Consider the following 13571-nt stretch of genomic DNA (forward strand, 5'->3'; position numbering starts at 1 on the left):
AAAAAAAATCGCACCCCGAAGGGTGCGATCAAGCGAACGCCAGTCCAGCACGCCCTGGCCACCTAGACGATGGTATTGATGATGCGGCCAATATTCACATTGGCCGGCAAGCGCGCCACTGTCGTAGCCACGCCCACCACATCATCCACCGCCGCCTTGGCGACCTTGCCCAGATCGATGCCGACGGACTGCGCCGCCTTGTCGACCAGCCAGGCCGTTGCTGCACCGCTGGCGATAGTTGCTAGCTCCATATGAAACTCCTTGTCTGAAGTGCAACCGGACCATGTCGCCAGCCTGATCGTCCATGTTTCCACATCCCCCCTCCATGGTTGGCCAGGCTTTACGACATGGGTGAATGTGTTAGCGGCAGGCGGCGACCGGTCTTGACGGGATTTGCCCGGTCCTTACCCGCTTTTGCATGTGTAAACGGCAAGGCCGCCGCAGCGCCGCTGTGACCGGTTCAACGCGCCGGTGCGGGCGCCACCGGCGCCAGCTGCTCGTAGACCGAGCTGGCGATGCGGGAGAGTTCGGCACGGGCAATGCCCCCGGAAAGCGCATAACCGAACTGGCCATCGATCCAGTAGAAGACGTTGACCTTGCCTTCCTGGGCGAAGCGGAAACCGGTCTCGCGGTTCTGCACCTGGTCATGCGAAACATACAGGGTCAGCCGCTGGCCGGCCGCATCCTGGTACATGAACTGCGCCACCGGACCGCTCTGGCCCGGCAGCAGCCGGCCCCCGATCAGGTCATATCCCAGCGGGGCCAGCTTGGGGGCGCGCACGTTCACCCCCAGCCGGCGCGACAGCCAGGTCACCAGCGCCTGTTCCTGGTCGGCGCCGACTTCCACCGGCCTGCGCAAATCGGCACTGAAGACGGTATGGGCCACCGCCGCCTGGCGCGCCAGCACGGCCGGGCCTGTGGCCAGCGCATTGCGGGCGCGGCTGCCGGCACTGAGGTCATGGGCCAGCCAGCCGCCCGCTGCACCCGTCAACGTGAGCAACAGCATGGCGGCGTAGCGCCACCAGCGCGGGCGGTTGGCGGAGTCTTCGTGCCCTTCGTCGCGGCGCCGGTGCGGCTCGGATGCACCGGCCAGCACGGCGGCAGCCAGGCGCGGCGGCAGGGGCTCTTCCAACACCGGATCGTAGTGCGCGTGCAAGGCGCGGTTCTGTGCGCGCCAGGCGCGCAAGCGCTGCAGGTCCTCGGCGTGGGCCGGGTCCTGTTCCAGCCAGGCGGCCATTTCACTGGCGCGCGCCGCCGGCAGCTGGCCGTCGGCGTAGGCATGCAGGTCTTCTTCGGGGAGTGCAGGGGTCTTCATTTCACCACCTTCAGGGTCGAGCCGGCCTCGTTGCGGCCGCCGGGCCCCTCCATCCATTGCCGCAGCCGCTCGCGGGCGCGCGACAGGCGGGACATCACGGTCCCGGTCGGAATGCCCAGCGTGGCGGCGACTTCTTCATAACGCATCTCTTCGAGCACCACCAGCAGCAAGACTTCGCGCTGTTCGGCCGGCAGCAGCTGCAGTGCCGCTTCCAGGTCCAGCGCCAAACCCTGCTCGGCGGCCGACTGCGGCGCCGCCGCTTCGGCCGCCTGCTCCAGCTCCACCGTAACCAGCGCCGGCTGGCGGCGCTGGTCGGCGTGCAGGTTGTGCATGATGGCAAACAGCCAGGGCCGCATGTCGCTGCCCCGCTTCCAGCTGTCCAGCTTCTGCCAGGCGCGCTCCAGGGTGTCCTGCACCAGGTCGTCGGCGCTCTCGCGCGCGCCGGTCAGGGCGCGGGCGTAGCGGCGCAGGCGCGGCAGGCAGGCCAGCATGGCCTGCTCATCGGCCTGTCGCTCCCGTTGCTGCCGCTGCAGCCTGGCGGTCCGTCCGAACATGGGCGCGCGCCTCGGTCAGGGCTTGACGACGTGCCAGACGTCCTTGAAGTTGTCGCCGGTACGGTCGCCAGCCTTCTTGTCGGCTTCGTACAGGTACAAGGGCTTGCCCTGGTAGGCCAGTTGCGCGCTACCGTCGTCGCGGGTCACCGTAGAATAGGGTGCCCCTGGCATGCCCATGGGGGCCACCGGCGGCCACAGCTTGGCACAGGGGCCGTTGCAGACGCTCTTGCCGCTGTTGGCGGTGTCCTTGTCGAAGGTATAGACGGTCATGCCGTTGGCATCGACCAGGATGCCATCCATGGTCTTGACGCCGGCTCTCTGGGCCGAGACAGTGAAAGACACCGAGGCGCAGGCCAGCGCCAGCAGGGAAGTTGCGAGCAGTCTCATGGTATTTCCTTTCGTGGTCGGGTCAGGCGGAATGCCAACCCATGCCGACGTATACGGATAGCGGCCCTGCTTTATTCCCGCCCCCGGAAAATATTTTTGCTAGCGGCTCACTGTCTCGCGCTGCATCGGCGCCAGCAAGGCCAGCAGCCGGTTTTGCGTGCGCGAGGGGATGCCGTTCTTGTCCATGGCCAACTGCAGGTCTTCGACCAGGGCATTGAAGTCGGCATTGCTCAGCTTGAGACCCTGGTGCACCTCGCGCATGGGGTCGCCCGTGTAGACACAGCCGCCGCCGCTCAACTGGCAGAACTGTTCCACCAGCTTGTCCTTGACGCGCTTGATGTTGGAATCCTTGAAGGTGTGAGCAATCCGCGTGTCGGCCAGCATGTTGCTCATGAAATCGTCGACCACCTGCTGGATCACGGGCAGGCCGCCCAGGTCGCGAAACAGGCTGTCATCGGGCACTGCAGCCGTCTGCGCATGGGCCATACCGAGCGTGAAGGCCAGGGCCAGGGCAGTGGCGGCTTGCTTCATCCTGAAGTTGATCATCGCTGCTCCTGCTCGCTCAGAAACCGGCCTGCAGCGACAGATAGACGCCGCGCTGCCGCTTGGGGTTGTAGACGGTGATGTCGCCCAGCGCCACATAGGCCAGGGTCATCGACAGGTTCTTGCCGGGGAACCAGGCCAGGAAGGCATCGTAATAATCCTTCTCGTGGTCGGCGGCCAGGTTGCGCGGCTTCATGCGGTATTCGACGCCCAGCGCCAGCTTGCGGTTGATCATGTAGGCCGCCGAAAATTCGCCCATGGCCTGGTAGCGGTCGTTGAGATCGCCGCCGAAGCCGAGCAGCCCCATCTGGTTGGCCTTGGTCAACCGCAGCGTGCCGTTGAGCAGCAGGCTCTGCGCCAGCAGCAGCTTGGTGGCCGACAGGTAGTAATCGATGCCGGCGTCGCTGGCCGCACCGAGTTGCCTGACGCTGGTGACCGCACCCAGTCCGCTGATGCCGTTGTTGTGCTTGAACATGGCGCCCATGGAGATCTGCGGCAGCCAGCGATCCTGGTCGTAGACGGCGTCGCCGGCCACCTTGACCTTGAGGCCGACGATGTCCTGGGTAATCTTGAGATCGGCCAGCGGGGCCAGGCTGCCGTAGAACTCCTGCTTGGCCAGCGACAGCTCCACCCGGTCCATCAGGCCCACGGCCACGCCATAGGACTTGAGCGTGTAATCCTGGGTGGACAGATAGGCGTAATGGGCGTTGGCGCCATAGCTGTCGCGGGTGCCGTAGCCAGTGATGAGCGCCCAGGGCGTGAGGCCGCCGCCGCCGGCGCCCTCGACCTGGATCACCCCGCCGGTGGCAATGAGCTTGCCCAGGTCGGGCATCCAGGCGGCCTGGTCAGGCCCGGTGGCCGGCTCTGGCGCCACCGCGGCGCTACCCGCAGCAGAAGCACGCATGGCCTGCGCGGTCTTGCGTTGCTGGGCCTGCATCCAGGCTTCCCGCTCGGCGTCGCTAGTCTGCGCCACGACCGGCGCGGCCAGCGTCGCCAGCAGCGCGAAGGCGCCGCGTTTGCTCAATTTCTTCATGCTGCCCCCTGCTCCCTCTTGCTCGTTCTTTGCTGGCGCGGCCCCCTGCGCCGATGTTCATATCGCCACGTTTTCGGACTGATCCAGCATCTCCGGGGCCCGCCATTGCTGCAGCCATTCCAGGAAACGTTCCACCGGCATCGGCTTGCCCATGAAATAGCCCTGCCCCTGGTCGCAGCCCATCTGCCGCAACAGGAACCAGACTTCCTCGCTTTCCACGCCCTCGGCGACCACCCGCAAGCCCAGGTTGTGGCCCAGGTCCACGGTGGAGCGCACGATCTTGGCATCATCCTGGTCCTGCGCCATCTTCATGACGAAGGATTTGTCGATCTTCAGTTCATCCACCGGCAGGCGCTTCAGGTAGGCCAGCGACGAGTAGCCGGTCCCGAAGTCATCGATGCTCAGGGCAAACCCCATGGCCGCCAGCCGGTCCAGGGTGGCTTGGGCGCGTGCCGGGTCATCCATGATGGCGCTCTCGGTGATCTCCAGGCAGAGTGCCGCCGGGGTCAGGCGATGGCGTTCCAGGATGGCGCCAAAGGCGGCCGGCAGTTCCTGGTCCAGCAAGTCGCGGGTGGAGAGATTGACCGAAAACTTCAGCCGAAGTCCCTGCGCCTGCAATTGCGCAGAGAGGCGCGCCACCTTTTCCATCATCCAGATGGTCAGCATGCGGATGAAACCGGTGGTTTCGGCGAAGGGAATGAAATTGTCCGGCCCGATGAAACCCTTCTCGGGATGCACCCAGCGCACCAGCGCCTCGCCACCGACCACGGAACCCGTAGCCAGGTCCAGCTTGGGCTGCAGGTAGAGCATGAATTCGTCGCGTTCCAGCGCGCGGCGCAGTTCGGACAGCAGCGACAGGCTTTCCTGGCTGCTCTGGTCGATGGCCGGGTCATAGATCACCACGCCGCTGCCCTTGCGCTTGGCGGTGTACATGGCCACCTCGACATGGCTGAGCAGCACCTCGCTGGTCTCGCCATGGGCCGGATAGCCGGCCACGCCGATGCCGGCACCCAGGTCCACGGTCTGCTCCTGCAGCGACAGCGGCTGCTCCAGTGCGCGCAGGATGTGGGCCGCCTGGTCCAGGGCCCCGTCGAGATCGACGCCCGGCAGCAGGATGGCGAATTCGTCGCCGCCCAGGCGCGCCACTTTGGCCCCCGGGGACAGCAACTGCGCCGACAGGCGCACCGCGACCTGGCGCAGCAGGTCGTCGCCGAAGCTGTGGCCGAGCACGTCATTGACCTGCTGGAAGCGGTCCAGGTCCATCATGAGAATGTGGCAGCTGCCCCCGGGCTGGGCCCGGGCCTGGGTGATCGCTTCCCGCAGCAGGTCAGTGAACTGCACCCGGTTGGGCAGGCCCGTCAATTGATCCTGATACGCCAGCCGGCTGATCTTGAGTTCGCGGCTGGCGATTTCCGAGCGCATGGTCTCGAAGGCCGCACCGAGGCGGCCGATTTCATCCTGGCGACGAATGTACAGCCCTTCGCTGTAGTCCCCCTCCCCCAGCCGCTTGGCCACGGTAGCCAGGTCACGCAGGGGACTGGTAATGCGGCGCGCCATGACGGCGCTGGCCACGGCCGCACCCAGCACACCCAGCACCGTGATGCTGAGCAGAATCAATTGCAGCCGCTGGTAGGGGGCCACCGCTTCGCTGACCGAACGCTGCAATACCGCCACCGCTTCCTGGCCATTGCTGGCGCGCGCCAAGGGCAGCACGCGGGCCCGATACTGGTTGCCGTCGATCTGCAGGTCGGTGGCCGCAGCCAGTTCCATGGGATGGCTGCTGGCCTCCCTGGCCATCATCTTGGCCTCGGGCTTGGAGAGGGTAGAGACATCGGCTGTCCAGTCGGCACCGCCGCGCTGGCGTACCAGGATCGACACCTGCAGTTGAGACAGCGCCCGCATGTCGTTGACCAGTTCGCGGTCCACCGGGAAGCCCATGACCACCCAGGCAATGGTGACCGGGGCCTTGATCGGCACGGCCACGATCTGGAACAGGCTGTCGCCGACCACGGCGCTGTCGGCGGCGCCATTGCCATTGCCGGCGCGGCGCACCAGCTCCAGGCTGCTGCGCTGCAGGTCGGTATCGGGATATTCAAGGGTGGACGCACGGATGTTGCCATCGGTCCCGATGAGCATGCCCATGGAAGCACCGATGCGGGCCCCGTGATTGGCCAGTACCGAGGCGATGGTGTCGCGGTCATCGGTGCCGATGGCCTGGCGGAAACCGAAGTCAGAAGCCAGCAGGCGCGCTCCCTGGGTCAGCTTCTGGGCGTTCTGGTCCAAGAGGCGCGTGAAGACGCGCTCGCCAATGACCAGCTCCTCGCTGATGGCGCTGCGCGCATTGCGATCGATGGCGGTTCGGATCGCCACGAAGCCGGCCAGTTGCACCACCACGATGAGGGTGATGAACAGCGCGACGATCTTGCTTTCCAGACGGTAAAGACGCACCCCTGCCCCGTTTCCTCTAGTAGTGTTATCGGTCTGTTGCGTTCACGGCGCCCTACAGCGGCACCGCCTTGACATTGAGCTTGATGGCAGCCCGGCCCTCGCCCTGCACCTCCAGCGGCTGCTCCACCGCCGCCTGGTTCGGCCCCATGGTGAAATACCAGGCCTTGAGCGCATAGCGGCCATTGGGGATGCCCTCCAGCCGCACCACGCCGCGTGTGTCGCTTACGCCGAAATGGGACGTATTGACCACTTGTACATACGCCACCATCTCGTCATGAATATTGCAGCCCAGCACCACGGTGCCGGCCTTGTCGAAAAGCACCGGGCTGCCTGGCACGCCCGAATACAGCTTCAGCTCGAAGGTCTTGGCTGGCGAAAACGAATAAACGTGATGCCGCACATTGTCATGATTGGGGAAGATGATCGGCGTCCCGGTCTGCACCACCGTGACCAGAGGAATGAAGGTCTTATTCTTCTGCTCGATCTCGACCTGCTTGGCCGCCTTGGCTGCAGATCCGCCGCCGGCCGGCTCGGCATACACGACCGCATTGGGCACGGGCTGGCCGGCGCTGTCGAGCACCTGCACCGACACGGCGGCCTGGGCGCCCGCAGCCCAGCTCCCTGCCCACAACAGGAAGAGGACCCAGAGGGGGGCTTGGCGCATGTTCTTTTTCTGCATATCGCTGTCACTGAAAAATAAGGGCAATGTAGGTGGCTACCGGTGCCCGAGGCAACGGCGCATCCCGCCAGCTTTCCGTCCACGCACTATACGGAAGCATCTATATACGGAAGCATCTAAATTGCGATATCAGGGAGTTTCTGAATTGCCATCAGGAAATAGTTCGGCGCCAGGGGCCTTCCCTCCCTCGGTGGCCGCCTGGATCGCTGTCTTTAACTTCACTCTGACAATTATGCCCGTGAATTTCAATACTGGATGCCCCTCAGCAACCAGATCATTGATGTCGCTCTACTGACTGCGCGCGGCCGTCAGGTAGCCGACCACGGCCGGCAGGATCTCGGTACGCACACTGGCCGGCGACACGCCGCCGTAACCAGTCAGCACCACCGCCTTGATGAGCGCCTTCATCATGCGCTGGACCACGAAGGTGGCCACATCCAGATCCGGCGGGGTGATGCTGGCGCGGTGCTTTTCCAGCACGCGGCGGATGGAATCGAAGAAGCCCTGGCGGATCTCCTGCGAGATCGGCAGGTTGTAGGCCGGGAATTCCTCTTCCAGGATGCGGTTCAGCTCCGGCTCCAGCAGGTGCGCCGCTACCAGCGCGTTGATCAGTTTTTCAAAGTCGCCGGCCAGCGTGCCCGAGGCATCGATATGGGCCACCACGTCTTCGAAGAGCGTGAGCATGCGCGTGCTGTGGCGCTCGCGCAGCGCAAAGATCAGGGCATCCTTGTTGGGGAAATACTGGTACAGCGAACCGACGCTGATACCGGCCGATTCGGCCACGAGATTGGTATTGGTCTTGGCATAGCCACGCTCGACGAGCACGCGCGACATGGCATCAAGGATGGTATCGACCATCGCCCGCGAACGCGCTTGGCGAGGTTCTTTTCTGGGTTGCAGTTTCATTGGCAGCTTTGGTGAGGAATTCGCCCGCCCCCGACGCGAATTCACAACGTGAGTGATTGTTCGTATATCGAAGTATAATACGAAAAATGAGTTTTTACTCGCCCGACCTCCGGATGGTACTCGTAAATCAAGAGTAGCGCTTGCCACCCCCTCCGGCCGGTCCCGCGAGTGTTCGCGGCTCAACGCTGGAGCATCGGTCCGGCGCCCATCGCAAAACTCGAAAAAGAACTCGTATCGCCAAAAAAACCTCTTCGTGGAGAATTCTATGAAATGCATCAACTCGCCCGCCACCCGGACGCGGGCGAAGGCGGCCAAGGCCGTGCTGGCGGCGCTGATCGGCGCCATCGGCCTGGCAGGCTGTGCCAGCTTCGAGGGCATCGGCACCGACAAGCAGCTGGCCCAGGCGGGCGATTTCAGTACTGCACGCAGCCTGTCGGACCCCAATCCGGGCGCCCCCAACGGCCAATGGCCGGGCAGCGACTGGGTGCGCCAGTTCGGTGACGCCCAACTCACTGCCCTGATCGAGGAAGCCCTGGCTGCCAGCCCCAGCCTGCAACAGGCGCGCGCCCGCATCGGCGCGGCCGCCGCACTGGCCGAGTCGCGCGGCGCCCCGCTGCTGCCGACCGTGAATGCGGAAGCCTCGCTGATCCGCAACCAGTTTTCCAGCACCTCGATCTATCCGCCGCCTTACGGGGGCAACTGGTACAACGAGAAAAAAGCCGGCCTGAACGTCGGCTATGAACTGGACCTCTGGAACAAGAACCAGGCCGCGCTGGAGCAAGCCATCTCCAGCCAGAAAGCCGCCCAGGCCAGCGAGCAGGAGGCGCGCTTGGCGCTGACCGCGTCCATCGTCTCGGTCTACAGCCAGTTGGCTGCGCAATATGCGGTGCAGGAGATCCTGCAGCGTACGGTACAGCAGCGCAGCGGCCTGGAAACCATTACCGCCGACCGTGTCAAGACCGGTCTGGACAGCCAGATCGAACGCAACCAGTCGCGCACCAGCAGTGCCGACGCCCGCGCCCAGCTGGAACAGAGCGCCGGCCAGATCGTGCTGCTGCGCCAGCAGCTCGGCGCCTTGAGCGGCAAGGGACCGGACCGTGGCCTGCAACTGGCCGCGCCCTCGATGCAGAACCTGGCCACGCCGGGCCTGCCGGCCGACCTGCCGCTGAACCTGCTGGGCCGCCGTCCTGACATCGTGGCCGCACGCTGGCAGGTGGAAGCCGCCAGCCGGGGCATCGACGTGGCCAAGGCGCGCTTCTATCCGGACATCAACCTGAGCGCCATGATCGGCTTCGACAGCCTGATCGATGCCAACCCCTTCACGGCCGCCAGCAAGAGCATCGCCTTCGGTCCGGCGATCACGCTGCCGATCTTCGAAGGCGGCGCACTGCGCGCCGGGCTCAAGGGCGAGGTGGCCAACTATGAGCTGGCCGTGGCTACCTACAACAAGACCTTGAACGATGCCTATGCCGACGTGGCGCGCCAGATTGCGGCGATCCACTCCATCGAGCGCCAGCTGCCGATCCGCCGTGAAGCCCTGCAAGCCGCCGAACGTGCCTACGACCTGGCGCGCGAGCGCTATCGACTGGGCCTGGTGTCGCAACTGACACTGCTCTCCTCGGAGACGGGCGTACTGGCCCAGCGCCAGTCGCTGGTGGCGCTGGAAGCCCAGCGTCGTGACCAGCAGGTCGCGCTCTACAAGGCCCTGGGCGGCGGTTTCGACGCCCAGCAGACCGGCCTGGCGCAGTCGCGCTGAAGCGCCGTCTCAAGACTGCATGAACGATTGAACTGAACCCCGCCCGCCACCGGCTTCTCCACCCTGCGCCGGTGAGCGGGACGGCCCTGTCTTCGCGGCAGGGCTGATTGACCGACTACAAAAAGATAGAACGGAGTCCTCCATGAGTGACAGCACCACCCCACAAAACGCGCAAGCCAGCAGCAATGGCAATGGCAACGGAAATGGCAACGGCAAACGCAAGCGCCAGTTGATCCTGCTCACGCTGGTCCTGCTGGTGATCGCCATCGCCTGTTTCCTGTACTGGTTCCTGCATGCCCGCTTCTTTGAAGAAACCGATGACGCCTACGTCGGTGGCAACGTCGTGCAGATCTCCGCCCAGGTCGGCGGCACAGTCGTGGCCGTCAAGGCCGACGACACGCAAGTGGTCAAGGCCGGCCAGCCGCTGGTGGCACTCGATGCGGCTGACACCAAGCTGGCACTCGAGCAGGCCCAGGCCGCCCTGGCCCAGGCCGTGCGCCAGACCCGCCAGCTGTTCCTGAACAACGACACGCTGGCCGCCAATGTGGCTGCAGCCGACAGCAACCTGGCCCGTGCCCGGGAAGACCTGCAGCGCCGCCAGGCCGGCCTGGCTTCCGGCGCCGTCTCGCAGGAAGACGTCTCGCACGCGCGCGACGCCGTCAAGAGCGCCGTCGCCGCACTCGACCAGGCCCGCGCTGCTGCAGCCGCCAACCGCGCCCTGACCGACCACACCAGCGTGACCGAGCACCCCAACGTGCTGCAGGCGGCCACCGCCGTGCGCAATGCCTACCTGAACTATGCCCGCGTGAACATCGTGGCGCCGGTCGCAGGCTTCGTCTCCAAGCGTTCGGTGCAAGTTGGCCAGCGCATCGCGGCCGGCAATCCGCTCATGGCCATCGTGCCGCTGGAACAGATCTGGATCGACGCCAACTTCAAGGAAAGCCAGTTGCAGCACATCCGCCTGGGGCAGCCGGTGGAAGTGATCGCTGACGTCTACGGTTCCAGCGTCAAGTACAAGGGCACCGTGATCGGCTTCTCGGCCGGGACCGGTGGCGCCTTCTCGCTGCTGCCGGCGCAGAACGCCACCGGCAACTGGATCAAGGTGGTGCAGCGCGTGCCGGTGCGCATTGCGCTCGATCCGGAACAGGTGCGCGCGCATCCGCTGCGCATCGGCCTGTCCACTACCGCCACTGTGGACATCCATGGCGATGGCCGTGCGCTGGAAGCGGTGCCGACCAATTACCAGACCAATGTCTATGACGACCTCGGCAAGCAGGCCGATGCCATCGTCGAGCGCATCATCAGCGACAACGCCAGCGGCCTGCCGCAGGCGCGCAAGAGCAAGGCGGCCGCCGCACCGGTGGCGGTGCCGCACACCTGATGGGGTGCGGCTGTCCCTACCCGACCTTCACCGGACATTGATCAAGCCTTATGGCCACTACTCCCCCCAAACCCTACACGCCGCCACCGCCGCTGACGGGTGCCAACCTGGTGCTGGGCACCTTGTCGGTGTCGCTGGCGGTGTTCATGAACGTGCTGGATTCGTCCATCGCCAACGTCGCCATTCCGACCATCTCGGGCAACCTGGGTGTGTCGGTCGATGAAGGCACCTGGGTCATCACCTCGTTTGCCGCTGCCAACGCCATCTCGATCCCGCTGACCGGATGGCTGACGCAGCGCCTGGGCGCGGTGCGCCTGTTCGTGACCTCGGTGCTGCTGTTCGTGCTGGCCTCCTGGCTGTGCGGCCTGGCGCCCACCCTGCCCATCCTGCTGGCCGCGCGCGTGCTGCAAGGCCTGGTGGCTGGCCCCATGGTGCCGCTGTCGCAATCGCTGCTGCTGGGGGCCTACCCCAAATCGAAATCCTCCTTCGCCCTGGCGCTATGGGGCATGACGGCAGTGGTGGCACCGGTGGCCGGCCCCGCGCTGGGCGGGTGGATCACCGACAGCTATACCTGGCCCTGGATCTTCTACATCAACATCCCGGTAGGCCTGATTGCCGCCGGCGTCACGCTGGCCATCTATCGCTCGCGCGAGACGCCGATCCACAAACTGCCCATCGACAAGATCGGCCTGGCGCTGCTGGTGACCTGGGTAGCGGCCTTCCAGATCATGCTCGACAAGGGCAAGGACCTGGACTGGTTCGCCTCGCCCACCATCGTCACGCTGGGCATCATCGCGCTGATCGCCTTTGCCTACTTCGTGGTGTGGGAGCTGAACAATGACCATCCGGTGGTGGACCTGCGCCTGTTCGGCCGGCGCAACTTCGCCGGCGGCACCATTGCCATTTCCATCGGCTACGGGGTCTTCTTCGGCAACCTGGTGATCCTGCCGCAATGGCTGCAGCAATACCTGGGCTATCGCTCGATCGACTCGGGGCTGTCGACCGCACCGATCGGCATTTTCGCGGTGATCCTGATGCCGCTCATCGGACGCTTCCTGCCGCTGGTGGATGCGCGCAAGGTGGCCACGGCGTCCTTCATCGGCTTTGCCATCGTGTTCTGGCTGCGCTCGCGCTACAACCTGCAGGTGGATCAAATGACGGTGATCCTGCCCACGCTCCTGCAGGGGATTCCGACGGCCATGTTCTTCGTGCCGCTGACGGTGCTGCTGCTCTCCGGCCTGCCACCGGAACGCATCCCGGCGGCGGCCGGCCTGTCGTCCTTCGTGCGCGTCTTCTGCGGCGCGGTCGGCACCTCCATTTCGACCACGGCCTGGAACAACCGCACCATCATGCACCACGCCCAGCTGACCGAACACGCCACCCCCTACAGCCCCTGGCTGCAGGAGACCGTCAACAACCTCAGCAGCACCTTGGGCCTGAACGCCGAGCAGACCGCAGGGATGCTGGAGCGGACCATCACCTTCCAGGCGGCGATGCTGGGCATCAATGACATCTTCTATGTCTCGGCGGTGATCTTCATCGTCATCATCCCGCTGATCTGGATCATCAAGCCCTCCAAGGGCGGCGCGGGTGCGGCCGAAGCGTCGGCGGCGCACTGAGCTGGCCGGCCTGTGGCGGCTAACGCAGCCGTGACAGGCCGTGCTGCAGGCGGATGATGTCGATGAGCTTGCGCAAGGCCGGATGCGCGTGGCGCCGGCTGCTGTAGTACATGTGAAAAGGCTCGCTGGGGGCCGCCCATTCTTCCAGGATGGCTTCCAGCGAGCCTTCGTCGATTTCCTTGCTGATCCTTCCCTCCAACAGATAGGCGATACCGACCCCGGCCTTGGCCGCCGCGATGGTGGCCGCCGTATTGTTGATCGTCACCAGGCCCGGCACGCGGATGCGCTGGCGGTGTTTGCCTTTGCCGAACTCCCACTGGTAGCTGGAGTTGTCGCCCAGGAGCAATTGCAGGCAGGTGTGCTGCTGCAGGTCTTCCAATGTGAGCGGCCGTCCATGCCGATCCAGATACGCCGGCGAGGCCGCTGCCACCCAGCGATGCGCGCGCGTGAGCGGCGCGGTCACCATGCCCTCGGGCACGTAGTGGCCGTAGCGGATGCCGGCGTCATAGCCTTCGCTGACAATGTCGATGGGCTTGTCATCGACCACGATGGTGAGCTTGACCTTGGGACATAGCCGCACGAATTCGGGAATGGCCGGTTCGATCAGCAGATGGGCGGCGTCGGCGAAGACGTTGATGCGCAATTCGCCCAGGCTCCCCTCTGCCGAGCCTTCCAGCTGGCCCAGCGCCTGCGCGATCTGCTCGAATCCTTCCTCCAGCCTGGCCGCCAGTTCACTGCCGGCCGCCGTGGGCGAGATCGCGCGGCTGGAGCGGTACAGCAACTGGGTCGAGAGCCGCTCCTCCAGCCGCTTCATGGCATGGCTGGTGGCCGAGGGCGTCAAGCCAAGCTGGATCGCGGCGGCCTTGAAACTGCCGGTGCGCAAGATGGTGACGAAGATCCGCAGATCAGAAAATTCGATATGGTCGAGGAGCGACATGGATGAATTGAAA

At 65.1% G+C, this 13571-nt stretch carries 13 protein-coding genes; 3 read left to right on the forward strand and 10 right to left on the reverse strand.

Annotated features, from left to right (window positions below):
• Positions 1–62 precede the first annotated feature (62 nt).
• From ACLRDN_RS14625 to ACLRDN_RS14665, 9 genes are all read right to left on the reverse strand, one after another.
• Complete coding sequence (locus ACLRDN_RS14625) at positions 63–251, reverse strand: hypothetical protein (RefSeq protein WP_034331488.1); 189 nt, start codon at positions 249–251, stop codon at positions 63–65.
• Between the two features lie 209 nt (positions 252–460).
• Complete coding sequence (locus ACLRDN_RS14630) at positions 461–1315, reverse strand: anti-sigma factor family protein (protein WP_413456866.1); 855 nt, start codon at positions 1313–1315, stop codon at positions 461–463.
• Positions 1312–1869: an RNA polymerase sigma factor gene (locus tag ACLRDN_RS14635; RefSeq protein WP_413456867.1), complete on the reverse strand. Its 558-nt coding sequence runs from the start codon at positions 1867–1869 to the stop codon at positions 1312–1314. The genes ACLRDN_RS14630 and ACLRDN_RS14635 overlap by 4 nt, the downstream gene beginning before the upstream one ends.
• 15 nt (positions 1870–1884) lie before the next feature.
• A complete protein-coding gene (locus ACLRDN_RS14640) occupies positions 1885–2256 on the reverse strand; it encodes a hypothetical protein (protein ID WP_413456868.1) in 372 nt (123 codons plus the stop codon).
• A 99-nt stretch (positions 2257–2355) separates the two neighbouring features.
• Complete coding sequence (locus ACLRDN_RS14645) at positions 2356–2802, reverse strand: group I truncated hemoglobin (RefSeq protein ID WP_413456869.1); 447 nt, start codon at positions 2800–2802, stop codon at positions 2356–2358.
• Positions 2803–2818: 16 nt separating this feature from the next.
• On the reverse strand, positions 2819–3832 hold the full coding sequence (locus ACLRDN_RS14650; RefSeq protein ID WP_413456870.1) for a DUF3034 family protein: 1014 nt from the start codon (positions 3830–3832) through the stop codon (positions 2819–2821).
• A 57-nt stretch (positions 3833–3889) separates the two neighbouring features.
• The gene (locus ACLRDN_RS14655) at positions 3890–6280 is read right to left on the reverse strand and encodes a putative bifunctional diguanylate cyclase/phosphodiesterase (RefSeq protein ID WP_413456871.1); all 2391 of its coding nucleotides are present in this window, start codon (positions 6278–6280) and stop codon (positions 3890–3892) included.
• 52 nt (positions 6281–6332) lie between these two features.
• Positions 6333–6944 carry a methylamine utilization protein gene (locus tag ACLRDN_RS14660; protein WP_413456872.1) on the reverse strand — a complete coding sequence of 204 codons (612 nt, stop codon included), beginning with the start codon at positions 6942–6944 and terminating at the stop codon, positions 6333–6335.
• A 303-nt stretch (positions 6945–7247) separates the two neighbouring features.
• Positions 7248–7865 (reverse strand): TetR/AcrR family transcriptional regulator, encoded by a 618-nt coding sequence (locus ACLRDN_RS14665; protein WP_413456873.1) that lies wholly within the window; start codon positions 7863–7865, stop codon positions 7248–7250.
• A 265-nt stretch (positions 7866–8130) separates the two neighbouring features.
• Here ACLRDN_RS14665 and ACLRDN_RS14670 point away from each other — a divergent pair, with 265 nt between their 5' ends.
• The 3 genes from ACLRDN_RS14670 to ACLRDN_RS14680 all read left to right on the forward strand — a co-directional run bounded on the left by ACLRDN_RS14670 (position 8131) and on the right by ACLRDN_RS14680 (position 12621).
• Positions 8131–9621: an efflux transporter outer membrane subunit gene (locus ACLRDN_RS14670; RefSeq protein WP_413456874.1), complete on the forward strand. Its 1491-nt coding sequence runs from the start codon at positions 8131–8133 to the stop codon at positions 9619–9621.
• A 142-nt stretch (positions 9622–9763) separates the two neighbouring features.
• Entirely contained in the window at positions 9764–11002 is a 1239-nt protein-coding gene (locus tag ACLRDN_RS14675; protein WP_413456875.1) for an HlyD family efflux transporter periplasmic adaptor subunit, read from the forward strand.
• 50 nt (positions 11003–11052) lie between these two features.
• The gene (locus ACLRDN_RS14680; RefSeq protein ID WP_413456876.1) at positions 11053–12621 is read left to right on the forward strand and encodes a DHA2 family efflux MFS transporter permease subunit; all 1569 of its coding nucleotides are present in this window, start codon (positions 11053–11055) and stop codon (positions 12619–12621) included.
• A 19-nt stretch (positions 12622–12640) separates the two neighbouring features.
• On the opposite strand, the gene ACLRDN_RS14685 is transcribed toward ACLRDN_RS14680, so the two are convergent.
• The gene (locus ACLRDN_RS14685) at positions 12641–13558 is read right to left on the reverse strand and encodes a LysR family transcriptional regulator (protein WP_209534672.1); all 918 of its coding nucleotides are present in this window, start codon (positions 13556–13558) and stop codon (positions 12641–12643) included.
• Positions 13559–13571 lie beyond the last annotated feature (13 nt).

Source organism: Herbaspirillum huttiense (assembly GCF_047300815.1).
In the GTDB taxonomy this organism is placed as follows: domain Bacteria; phylum Pseudomonadota; class Gammaproteobacteria; order Burkholderiales; family Burkholderiaceae_D; genus Herbaspirillum; species Herbaspirillum huttiense_A.

Bases quoted from the DNA above. Each gene is read 5' to 3' on its own strand.
- ACLRDN_RS14625 (WP_034331488.1), bottom strand. From the start codon at position 251: ATGGAGCTAGCAACTATCGCCAGCGGTGCAGCAACGGCCTGGCTGGTC.
- ACLRDN_RS14630 (WP_413456866.1), bottom strand. From the start codon at position 1,315: ATGAAGACCCCTGCACTCCCCGAAGAAGACCTGCATGCCTACGCCGAC.
- ACLRDN_RS14635 (WP_413456867.1), bottom strand. From the start codon at position 1,869: ATGTTCGGACGGACCGCCAGGCTGCAGCGGCAGCAACGGGAGCGACAG.
- ACLRDN_RS14640 (WP_413456868.1), bottom strand. From the start codon at position 2,256: ATGAGACTGCTCGCAACTTCCCTGCTGGCGCTGGCCTGCGCCTCGGTG.
- ACLRDN_RS14645 (WP_413456869.1), bottom strand. From the start codon at position 2,802: ATGATCAACTTCAGGATGAAGCAAGCCGCCACTGCCCTGGCCCTGGCC.
- ACLRDN_RS14650 (WP_413456870.1), bottom strand. From the start codon at position 3,832: ATGAAGAAATTGAGCAAACGCGGCGCCTTCGCGCTGCTGGCGACGCTG.
- ACLRDN_RS14660 (WP_413456872.1), bottom strand. From the start codon at position 6,944: ATGCGCCAAGCCCCCCTCTGGGTCCTCTTCCTGTTGTGGGCAGGGAGC.
- ACLRDN_RS14665 (WP_413456873.1), bottom strand. From the start codon at position 7,865: ATGAAACTGCAACCCAGAAAAGAACCTCGCCAAGCGCGTTCGCGGGCG.
- ACLRDN_RS14670 (WP_413456874.1), top strand. From the start codon at position 8,131: ATGAAATGCATCAACTCGCCCGCCACCCGGACGCGGGCGAAGGCGGCC.
- ACLRDN_RS14675 (WP_413456875.1), top strand. From the start codon at position 9,764: ATGAGTGACAGCACCACCCCACAAAACGCGCAAGCCAGCAGCAATGGC.
- ACLRDN_RS14680 (WP_413456876.1), top strand. From the start codon at position 11,053: ATGGCCACTACTCCCCCCAAACCCTACACGCCGCCACCGCCGCTGACG.
- ACLRDN_RS14685 (WP_209534672.1), bottom strand. From the start codon at position 13,558: ATGTCGCTCCTCGACCATATCGAATTTTCTGATCTGCGGATCTTCGTC.